This window comes from Sulfuricaulis sp. (assembly GCF_041499725.1).
Taxonomy (GTDB): domain Bacteria; phylum Pseudomonadota; class Gammaproteobacteria; order Acidiferrobacterales; family Sulfurifustaceae; genus Sulfuricaulis.
On the sequence record NZ_JBGQKW010000100.1, the window covers coordinates 1 to 9,368 of the forward strand.

Annotated in this window: 9 protein-coding genes; 5 read left to right on the top strand and 4 right to left on the bottom strand. The window is 61.9% G+C overall.

The genetic code is table 11. The annotated features are described in order from the left end of the window. Nucleotides 1-100: 100 nt before the first annotated feature. The 3 genes from ppx to ACC569_RS12990 form a co-directional block, all read right to left on the bottom strand. Entirely contained in the window at nucleotides 101-1,621 is a 1,521-nt protein-coding gene (ppx, locus tag ACC569_RS12980; RefSeq protein ID WP_372523958.1) for an exopolyphosphatase, read from the bottom strand. 143 nt (nucleotides 1,622-1,764) lie between these two features. Then, complete coding sequence (locus ACC569_RS12985; protein WP_372523959.1) at nucleotides 1,765-2,757, bottom strand: CHAD domain-containing protein; 993 nt, start codon at nucleotides 2,755-2,757, stop codon at nucleotides 1,765-1,767. After that, nucleotides 2,750-3,247, bottom strand: a complete 498-nt coding sequence (locus tag ACC569_RS12990; RefSeq protein ID WP_372523960.1) for a histidine phosphatase family protein — start codon at nucleotides 3,245-3,247, stop codon at nucleotides 2,750-2,752. Before ACC569_RS12990 ends, ACC569_RS12985 begins: the two co-directional genes overlap by 8 nt. 145 nt (nucleotides 3,248-3,392) lie before the next feature. On the opposite strand from ACC569_RS12990, the gene hslO reads away from it, so the two are divergent. From hslO to ACC569_RS13015, 5 genes are all read left to right on the top strand, one after another. Beyond that, nucleotides 3,393-4,268 carry an Hsp33 family molecular chaperone HslO gene (gene hslO / locus ACC569_RS12995; protein WP_372523961.1) on the top strand — a complete coding sequence of 292 codons (876 nt, stop codon included), beginning with the start codon at nucleotides 3,393-3,395 and terminating at the stop codon, nucleotides 4,266-4,268. Between the two features lie 61 nt (nucleotides 4,269-4,329). Further along, on the top strand, nucleotides 4,330-6,156 hold the full coding sequence (gene typA / locus ACC569_RS13000; protein WP_372523962.1) for a translational GTPase TypA: 1,827 nt from the start codon (nucleotides 4,330-4,332) through the stop codon (nucleotides 6,154-6,156). A gap of 179 nt (nucleotides 6,157-6,335) precedes the next feature. Then, nucleotides 6,336-6,848, top strand: coding sequence for a DUF1269 domain-containing protein (locus ACC569_RS13005; RefSeq protein WP_372523963.1), 513 nt, complete (start codon nucleotides 6,336-6,338; stop codon nucleotides 6,846-6,848). Nucleotides 6,849-7,043: 195 nt separating this feature from the next. Beyond that, the gene (locus ACC569_RS13010; RefSeq protein ID WP_372523964.1) at nucleotides 7,044-7,772 is read left to right on the top strand and encodes a class I SAM-dependent methyltransferase; all 729 of its coding nucleotides are present in this window, start codon (nucleotides 7,044-7,046) and stop codon (nucleotides 7,770-7,772) included. 7 nt (nucleotides 7,773-7,779) lie between these two features. Further along, nucleotides 7,780-8,520 (top strand): 16S rRNA (uracil(1498)-N(3))-methyltransferase, encoded by a 741-nt coding sequence (locus tag ACC569_RS13015; RefSeq protein ID WP_372523965.1) that lies wholly within the window; start codon nucleotides 7,780-7,782, stop codon nucleotides 8,518-8,520. On the opposite strand, the gene ACC569_RS13020 is transcribed toward ACC569_RS13015, so the two are convergent. Continuing rightward, nucleotides 8,517-9,368: EAL domain-containing protein (locus ACC569_RS13020; RefSeq protein WP_372523966.1), on the bottom strand; the 852-nt coding region annotated here is incomplete at its 5' end. The genes ACC569_RS13015 and ACC569_RS13020 overlap by 4 nt on opposite strands.

Below are 9,368 nucleotides of genomic sequence, written 5' to 3' on the forward strand. Positions count from 1 at the left end.
CCCTGCTCGAGGAGTTGGCGGAAACTTCTTGAAAAGTAAAATTCACAGGATTGAGCAGAAAGCTGCGCTTTAAAATCCCGAAAATTCCCACAAATCCTGTCTATTCAAACTCCAGTCTGACTCCGGCGGCTTTAAGGTATTCCGCCTCCTGCGCCAGATCCGTCGCCGTAAGCGGGTTGCGCCGCAGCCAGCCGCGCGGGAAACGCAACCGTAGGCGGCGCGCGCGCGCCTTCAATACCACGCGCGGCGGCGCTCTCCCGGTGCGTCCGCGGTGCAGCAGCACCGCCAGGCGCAGCAGCACCGCCAATCGGCGAACCATGCGCGTCTCGCCTTTCGCGAAACCCTCGAATACCTCGAGCGGATAACGGCGACGATGCGCGCGCACAAGCGCGGCGAGCAAGCGCTGCTCGGGTAACGAGAAACCCGGGAGATCGGAATGCTCGACAAGATAAGCGCCGTGGCGGTGGTATTTGGTGTGCGCGATCGCCAGCCCGATTTCGTGTAACCGTGCCGCCCAGGCGAGCGCTTGTGCCTGCGTCTCGCCCAGTTCCCACTCCTTGGCAATCTGCGCGAAGAGCTGCTGGGCGCTGCGCGTTACGCGTTCGGCTTGCACCGTGTCCACGCGATAGCGTGCGGACAACGCCGCCACGGTCTGGTCGCGCACGTCCTTGTCTTTGCGACGGATGCGCCCGAGAAGATCGTAGAGCAATCCCTCGCGCAGCGCGCCGTCGGTCACGGTGAGATGCTTGAGTCCGAGCGCGCGGAACGCCGCGGTCAGGATCGCCAAGCCGCCCGGAAAAACCGGTACACGTTCCAGTGACAGGCCCGGCAGGTCGAGCCGTTTCACGTGCCCGGCGTCGAGCAGCCGTTCGCGCAGACCGTCCAGGCCGCGTGCGCTGATCCCTTCGTCCTCGAGACCAAGACCCTTGAGCGCGGCCGCGACAGTGCGGATCGTGCCGGAACTGCCGTAGGCCGCCTCCCAGCCGCGCGTACGGAATTGCGCCTCGATCGGCTTGAACTCGAGCCGCGCCGCGGTTTCCGCGCGCCGCCAGCGCTTGGGCGTGATGCGCCCGTCGGGAAAGTTCGCGAGCGACAGACTCACGCAACCGATATGCAGGCTCTCCATGAGTTGCGCCTTGGGTCCTTGTCCCAGGATGACCTCCGTGGAACCGCCGCCGACGTCGATGAGCAACCGTTGCTCGTCGTGGCGCGGAAGGTCGTGCGCCACCCCTTGATAGATCAATCGCGCCTCCTCTGGACCGGAAATCACCTCGATCCGGCGGCCGAGCGTGCGGCTGGCGCGCCGGAGAAAAGTCGAACTGTTCTGCGCGCGCCGCAGGGTCGCGGTCGCGACCGCGCGCACGTTGGCCGTCGGAATCCCGCGCAGGCGCTCGCCAAAGCGCGCCAGGCACTCGAGCGCGCGGTTCATCGTGGCCTTGTCCAACTGCCCTTGTGCATCAAGCCCGGCGGCGAGACGCACCATTTCCTGCAACCGGTCGAGGACGTGCAGCTGGCCGTGATCGAGACACGCCACGAGCAGATGGAAACTGTTGGAACCGAGATCCACGGCCGCAACCATGTCGGCGGCGCGCGTGGAGCGGGCGGAACGGGAAAAACGCATTATCCGGATTATCCGCTTTGGTGGTGTGATGACAAGTTTCGGATTGCCGCCCAGCGGTCGAGCAGCACGAGCGCCCAGGTGAGTGTGGCGAGCAAAACTGCAAGATAGACCGCCGCCGCGGTCATGTCCCACTCGCCACCGGATCAGGCAATGCGACCGTCAAGGGATTCCGCAACGGACTCGATCTGGTCGCGCAGGCTGCTGATGCGGTCGTCAAAATAGTGCCGTACCACCACGGCGTAGTGCCGCCGTGTCTCGGTTTGCAGACGCGCCGCCAGGACCAGCAAACCGGGCAGCGCATGTCGGGGCACGCTCCCGGCGTGTTTGAGACGCAACACCCGCGCCAGCCGACGGCGCGCCTGATCGGCGCCAGCGACCTCCACGGCTTGGACGAGCTCGCGTGCCTGCACAAAGGCATCGCACAACGCACCGAAGCGGTCCTGAAACTGTTTCATCGGCCCGATCATGGCGACCGCGGGACGTGTCTCGGACGCGAGCGGCTCGAGCAGGTAACGCAGCCGCTTGCCTAGGATACGCGCCGCATGAATTGCTTCGAAATCCTCAACCGATTGGATGCCGGCGAGGCACTCGATCAGGTCGGCGGAATATTGCCGGATCAACTCCGTGGTGACGCCCGCAAACCGAGGTTGTGGCGCTGTCTCGGGACGGGAACTCTCCATGAGTGTCAATGCCGCACGCAATCGCCCGTCGATATCGCCAAACTCACGCAGGTCTTCATCCGCCAGCCCGGCGTACGCTTCCTCGCGGCGCTGGTCCAGGCGCGCCAGTAACCAGTTAAATCCGGCGCGGTCGCGTACACGGACACTTCGCCGCTCGTGCTTGAGCCAGCCGATCATGACTTCGGTGTCGCGCGCGATATTGGTCGAGCGCGCCAACGTACGCAAGCGGCGACGCAGCTTGCGGGGGATATTTTTCAGCCACGGGCGATAAGCGCGCAACACACTGCGTAACCGTCGTAACGCGACCCGAAAATCATGCAAAGCCTCGGTATCGCTTGCGTCTTTCAGACGCTCGTGCGCGGCGCGTGCCGCATCGAGATGGGTCAATGCGATCCGGCAGACAGCCTGCTCAACCGGTTGCAGCAACAAACCCTGTCGCGACAGCCGCTTAATCATGCTTGCGCAATGCCGCCGGCGGCAGCAACCAGACGAGCTTGCCGGTGCCGGCCTCGGGCCGGTCTGTCAACTCGATCAGACAGCCCGCGCCCTTCTTCAACGATATAAATGATTCCTTGCGTCCACTGAGCAGCCAGCTGGCGAGGACTCCAAGGTCCGGCTCATGCCCGACCAGGGCGACCGTTGCCGATTCAGGTTGATCGCCCAGCCAATCGAGCACGGCCTGTTTCGACCCTCCGGGAGCCAGCGGTGCGAGTTCCGTCACCGGCATGGCGTCGTAGCGCTCGGAGATAATCGCCGCGGTCTCCTGGGCGCGTACCAAGGGACTCGCGGCGAGCACATCGACCTCCGGCACCAGTGTCCGTAACCCTTTGACCGCCTTGCGCATGTCCTTGCGGCCAGCGTCGGTAAGGGACCGCGCCGCGTCTTTTTTGCCGATCGAGCCAAGCACAGCGCGCGCTTCTGCCTTGGCGTGGCGAATGATCAACACAAACATGATTCAGGCAGTATAACCAAATCGTCTCAAAGCTTCTGTTACACTTATAATATTAAGACAGGCGAGCTATTCTAAATGCCTGAACCATTGATACTCGCCGGTGTTTCTATAGTTGCTGTACTCAAGCCATAGCCGCAAAATGCCTATTCACGACAATTTACAACGCTTCATCTTCGAGAACGCGCCGATCCGCGGCGAGATCGTGCACCTCGACGCAACCTGGCAGGCGGTGCTCGAACGGCGCCAATACCCGCCGCGCGTGCGCGAGGTGCTGGGCGAACTGATGGCGGCCGCGGCGCTGCTCACCTCCACGCTCAAATTTGACGGCCGGCTCATCATGCAGATACAGGGCAAGGGGCCGGTCAGCCTGCTGGTGGTCGAATGCACCAGCGACCGGACCATGCGCGCCATCGCGCAGTGGCAAGGGGAAATCCCGGATGCGCCGCTTGCCGCGCTGGTGGGCGACGGTCGCCTCGCGGTTACTATTGATCCGCTGAAAGGCAAGGAACGTTACCAGGCGATTGTCGCCCTGGAGGGATTGACCGTGGCCGAGGCGTTTGAAAACTATTTCGCCCGCTCCGAACAACTCGCCACGCGCTTGTGGCTCGCCTCCGATCCGCAACAGGCGGCGGGCATGTTGCTGCAACGCCTGCCGCAAGCCGATCTGGTCGACGATGACGCTTGGGCGCGCGCCGTGCACCTTGGTTCGACCATCACGCGCGAAGAGCTGCTCGCGTTACCGGTGAGCGAGATCGTCCATCGCCTGTATCATGAAGAGGATATACGCCTGTTCTCGCGCATGCCGGTCAGCTTCCGCTGTTCCTGTTCACGCGCACGGGTCGAGGCGGTGCTGCGCATGCTTGGACACGATGAAATACACTCGATTCTCGATGAGCAGGGGTCAGTCAACGTGGATTGCGAATTCTGCGGCAGCCGCTACGAATTCGACCGTATTGATGCGGAACAGCTGTTTGCCGCGCTCCACAGCGCCCCGGCTACCCCCACCCGACATTAGGCCGTTGTCCGGCAACTGTGTATAATGCGCGGCCTTTTTGGCCTTACTCTCGGTTAATCCCATGATTCAGAAACTACGCAACATCGCCATTATCGCCCACGTCGACCACGGCAAAACCACGCTGGTGGACAAGCTGCTCACCCAGTCCGGCACCTTTGCCGCGCACCAGACCATGGGCATGGGCACGCGCATCATGGATTCGAACGACCTGGAAAAGGAACGCGGCATCACCATCCTGGCCAAGAACACCGCGATCCGCTGGAATGACTATCGCATCAACATCGTGGATACGCCGGGCCACGCCGACTTCGGCGGCGAGGTCGAGCGCGTGCTCTCGATGGTGGATTCCGTATTGCTGCTGGTGGACGCCGTGGACGGGCCGATGCCGCAGACGCGCTTCGTCACGCGCAAGGCCTTTGCCCAGGGCCTGAAACCCATCGTCGTCATCAACAAGGTCGACCGCCCCGGTGCGCGCCCCAACTGGGTGCTGGACCAGACTTTTGATTTGTTCGACAAGCTCGGCGCGACCGAAGAGCAGCTCGACTTCCCGGTGGTGTACACCTCGGCGCTGAACGGCTACGCCGGGCTCACGCCGGACGTGCGCGCAGGCGACATGACACCGCTGTTCGAGACCATCATCAAGCATGTCGCGCCACCGAAGGTCGACCCCGCAGGCCCGTTCCAAATGCAGGTATCGAGCATCGCCTATTCGAGCTATGTCGGTGCCATCGCCATCGGCCGCATCACCCGCGGCAAGGTGAAAACCAATCAACCGGTTGTGATCATCGACCACGACGGCAAAACCCGCAACGGCAAGGTCCTGCAGGTTCTCGGCTTCATGGGACTGGAGCGCACCGAAGTACCAGAGGCCGAAGCCGGCGACATCATCGCCATCACCGGCATCGAAGGCCCACGCATCTCCGACACGCTGTGCGATCCTAATAAGGTCGAGGCCCTGCCGCCGCTGTCGGTGGACGAGCCGACCGTGACCATGACCTTCGAGGTTAACAACTCTCCGTTCGCGGGCCAGGATGGCAAATACGTTACCAGCCGCCAGATTCGCGAGCGGCTCGAACGCGAGCTGATCCATAACGTCGCGCTGCGCGTGGAAGACACCGGCAGCCCCGACAAATTCCGTGTCTCAGGACGTGGCGAGTTGCACCTCGGCATCCTCCTCGAGAACATGCGGCGCGAGGGTTATGAGCTCGGCGTGTCGCGCCCGCAGGTCATCACCAAGCAAGTGAACGGCGAGACCCACGAGCCGTATGAGCAACTGACCGTGGACATCGAATCCCAGCACCAGGGCGCGGTCATGGAGCAGCTCGGCCAGCGCAAGGGCGATCTGCTCAACATGGAACCGGACGGCAAGGGCCGCGTGCGTCTCGAGTACATGATTCCCGCGCGCGGACTCATCGGCTTTCAGACCGACTTCCTCACCGCCACCGCCGGCAGCGGCCTGATCTATCACGTGTTCGATCACTACGGCCCGGAGAAGAAAGGCGTGGTCGGCGGGCGCATCAACGGCGTGCTGATCTCGAACGGTGCCGGCATGAGCGTCGCCTATGCATTATTCAATCTGCAGGAACGCGGACGCATGTTCATCGGCCCGGGCGAGGATATGTACGAGGGCATGATCATCGGCATTCACACGCGCGACAACGATCTCGTGGTGAATGCCATGAAGGGCAAGCAGCTCACCAACATGCGCGCCTCGGGCTCGGATGAAAACGTTATCCTCGTGCCCCCGATCGAGCTCACGCTCGAGCGCGCTATCGAGTTCATCGATGACGACGAGCTGGTCGAGATAACGCCCAACCACCTGCGCCTGCGCAAGCGCTTCCTCAAGGAAACCGACCGCAAGCGTGCCGATCGCGCCGCAGCCGGCTGATTTTTTATTTTTATTAATACGGCGCGCGGCCTTGTTATACCGGGTCCAGAAATTCCTGCATAGAAAGTAGTGTCTCTGTTAGGCTGACGAGTTCGTCTTAGACTATGCTTTGCTGCACGCCTCCGTAGGTAAAGAGGCCTCTATCTGACACCCAGCCCCGTTAATGGAAGGAGGTGGTTATGAGAAGACGGCTTTATTTCCTGCTGCCGGATGTCAAAAGCGCCAAGCAGGTGTTCAAGAAACTGCTGCTGGCCCGCATCGAAGATCGTAATATCTTTTTCCTGGCCAAGGAAGGCGTTGCGTTGAGCGACCTGCCTGAAGCCACCATGCTGCAAAAAAGCGACGAAATCCACGGCCTGGAAGTGGGTCTCATGGTCGGCGGAGCCACCGGTGCGCTCGCTGGCGTGGTCGCCATGATGTTCCCACCTTCGGGGCTTGTCATGGGTCACGGCGTGATTCTGGCGCTGAGCCTGATTGGCGCCATCGCCGGCGTCTGGGCCTCGGGCATGATCGCTTCGGATGTGCCCAACACCCGCCTTGAAAAATTCTCCAAGGAAATCGAGCGCGGAAAAATCCTCATGATGGTGGACATTCCCAAGCATCAAATTGGGGAAATTGCCGACATGATCAAGGAACGGCATCCGGACGCCACTCCGCGCGGGCGCGATCCGAGCATACCGGCGTTTCCTTGAAATCCCGACATTGATGTCTCAAACAAAACGCCCCGCTCGCGGGGCGTTTTGTTTGAGGGCGACGGAACTTCGTATGGCGTGCGCGCCGACGGGGGAATGGATTATGCTTGGCGCGCCATGCCGTCATACTCATCCCGCCGCCCATTGCCTGTCCCCGGCGTTTCCCGTCTTGCCGCAGCAAGTATTGCTGTCAGCATGACAGGCGATGACAACGTAAGGACCAGCGCCGAGGAACTGGCACGCGCGTTGGCGCTGCCATTTGTAACGACGGCGGAGGCGAATTTCGATTTGCTGCTGGTGATGACATCCGCACACCTGGAACTGCGCGATAACCGCGACCCGCAGGTGGGACCGGTCTGCGTGGATTTTTCACATCTCGATCTGCGTCCCTACAGCCCTAATCTTTCGCGCCGCCAGCCGCTGGCGCGCGCGCTCGGCAAGAAGGCGCAAACGGTGGTGGATGCCACGGCGGGCTATTGTCAGGATGCGTTGTTGTTCGCACTCATGGGCTATCGCACTACCGCCATCGAGCGGTCGCCGGTGGTCATGGCGCTGGCGCGGGACGGTCTGCGGCGCCTGACCGCGCGCTCCGGCATCACGCTGGACAAGCGATTGCGGTTGATCGAAGGGGATGGGCGCGTGTTGCTGTCTTCGATAACGCCGCCGCCCGATGTGATTTATCTCGATCCCATGTTTCCACCCAAGCGCAAGAAATCCGCGGCGGTGAAAAAGGAGATGCGCCTGCTGCGCGAACTGGTGGGCGATGACCCCGACGCACATGAGCTGCTCGAGATCAGCCGCCGCGAGGCGCTGGACCGCGTGGTGGTGAAACGTCCGGACGACGCCCCGCCGCTTGCGCCCGATCCGAGCATGAGTCTCGCGGGTAAACTGGTACGTTACGACGTCTATCTTTCCCGTCGCTAATCCGCGCATGGCCGAGCCGCTGTTCTATTCCGAACGTCTTGCCGATCCCGGCGCTACCCTCACGCTCACGGGCGACGAGGCGCGTCATGCCGTAGCCTCACGCCGGCTTCAGGTCGGCGAGACGCTCTGGCTTTTTGACGGGCGTGGAGGTCTCGCTCGCGCCACCCTCCTTCACATAACAGCACGTGGACACGCGCTCGATCTGCGCATCGAAGAGAGGCGTGCTGAACCGCCCCCGAAACCGGCGATTCATCTCGCTTGCGCCCTGCCCAAGGGTGATCGTCAGGGCACACTGCTCGACATGGCCACCCAGCTCGGCATTACCGAGTTCACACCGCTGGCTTGCGAGCGCAGCGTGGTGCGGCCCGGCGCGAACAGCGCCGAGCGCTGGTGGCGCATTTGCCTGGAAGCCTGCAAGCAAAGCCGACGGCCCTATCTGCCGATCTTGCATGCACCGGCCACGCCTCAAGAAATTGTGGTGCAGGAAGCGAGTCGAACGAACACCGTTTGGATCGCCCATCCTTCTGCGGCAGCGGTCACGGTTTCATGCGCCGTCGAGCAAAATGCCTCGGCTGACGTGACAATACTGGTCGGACCCGAGGGCGGCTTTACGGAAGGGGAAGTCGAACGGACAACCGGCGCCGGCGCGCAACCAATCGCGCTGGGATCGGCGATACTGCGGATTGAAACGGCGGCGGTGGCGCTGGTGGCGGCCTTCTCGCTGGCCACCAGGTCACGCACACCCTAAACAGGGCGGCGAAAGGCGGAGATCACCGGACCAAGAAGCTCATTGTCTGCGGATATCGGCTTCTTGGCGGCGCGTTGTTCCTGGATAACAAGCGGTTCGGGCACGTGGATACCGAATCCCTGCGCATAATCCACGCCCATCTCCCGCAGTTTTGCGAGTATCCGGTCATTCTCCACGTACTCCGCCGTGGTACGGATGCCCATCACATGGCCGATGCGATTGACCGCCTCGACCATGGCATAGTCCACCTCGTCTTCGATCATATCGCGCACAAAGGCGCCATCGATCTTGATGAAATCCACCGGCAAGTTTTTGAGATAACCGAACGACGACATGCCGCTGCCAAAATCATCCAGGGCGAAACAACAGCCGAGCGACCGCAGTGCAGCGATGAACAGGGTGGCGCGTTTCCAGTTGGCGATAGCCGCGGTTTCCGTAATCTCGAAACAGATCCGGCGCGGAGACAGATGCACGGCATGGAATTGCCCTATTACGAAGTCCAGAAACCCGTCATCACTGAGAGACTGGCAGGATAGATTGACCGCGAGACCCTCTTCCTGCGGATGGCCGGCCAGCCATTCAAAGGCGGTTTTCACCACCCAGCGGTCTACCGTGCTCATGACACCATAGCGTTCGGCGGCGGGGATAAACGCCATGGGCGGCACCAGCCCCCCCTTTTCATCGATCATGCGTACCAGCACTTCGCGATACGGAGGAGTCCCGGATGAGACGGTTAGCGGTATCACGCGTTGGAAATAAAGCACGAAGCGGTTTTCATCGAACGCCTGCATGATGCGGGATACCCATTCCATTTCCCCCTGCCGGTTCGCTATCTCGCGATCGTCGTC

Excerpts from the sequence above, each read along its gene's own strand:
- hslO (WP_372523961.1), top strand. The coding sequence starts at position 3,393 with ATGCCTATTCACGACAATTTACAACGCTTCATCTTCGAGAACGCGCCG.
- ACC569_RS13010 (WP_372523964.1), top strand. The coding sequence starts at position 7,044 with ATGACAGGCGATGACAACGTAAGGACCAGCGCCGAGGAACTGGCACGC.
- ACC569_RS13005 (WP_372523963.1), top strand. The coding sequence starts at position 6,336 with ATGAGAAGACGGCTTTATTTCCTGCTGCCGGATGTCAAAAGCGCCAAG.
- ACC569_RS12985 (WP_372523959.1), bottom strand. The coding sequence starts at position 2,757 with ATGATTAAGCGGCTGTCGCGACAGGGTTTGTTGCTGCAACCGGTTGAG.
- typA (WP_372523962.1), top strand. The coding sequence starts at position 4,330 with ATGATTCAGAAACTACGCAACATCGCCATTATCGCCCACGTCGACCAC.
- ACC569_RS13015 (WP_372523965.1), top strand. The coding sequence starts at position 7,780 with ATGGCCGAGCCGCTGTTCTATTCCGAACGTCTTGCCGATCCCGGCGCT.
- ppx (WP_372523958.1), bottom strand. The coding sequence starts at position 1,621 with ATGCGTTTTTCCCGTTCCGCCCGCTCCACGCGCGCCGCCGACATGGTT.